The sequence below is a fragment of the Desertibacillus haloalkaliphilus genome (assembly GCF_019039105.1).
Classification (GTDB): domain Bacteria; phylum Bacillota; class Bacilli; order Bacillales; family KJ1-10-99; genus Desertibacillus; species Desertibacillus haloalkaliphilus.
Genome location: NZ_JAHPIV010000638.1, coordinates 1 through 322 on the forward strand (window position 1 = coordinate 1; position 322 = coordinate 322).

1 protein-coding gene is annotated in these 322 nt (G+C 62.4%); it reads left to right on the forward strand.

Annotated features, from left to right (window positions below; translation table 11 throughout):
- On the forward strand, positions 1-322 hold a 322-nt coding region (locus tag KH400_RS30500), incomplete at both ends, for a hypothetical protein (RefSeq protein WP_217228781.1).

Consider the following 322-nt stretch of genomic DNA (forward strand, 5'->3'; position numbering starts at 1 on the left):
GGTACCAGCTGCCGAAAGGCTCGCTGGGCGGCAACTACATCCGCTACCAGGGCATGGTCGACGGAGTTCCGCGGGTGGAGACCCACCTGGAGTGGCAGATGACGCCACACACCGATCCGAGCTGGGATATCAAGGGCTGCTACATCACTCAGATCAAGGGTGACCCGAACATCTACAACAAGCACATGATCTTCCCCAAGCCCGGAGTCGACCTGTCCGATCCAACGAGCTTCGCGTCGATCGGCATGACGGTCACCGGGATGCCCGCACTGAACGCGATCAAGTCGGTGGTGGCCGCCCCGCCCGGCATCATCACCAGCGC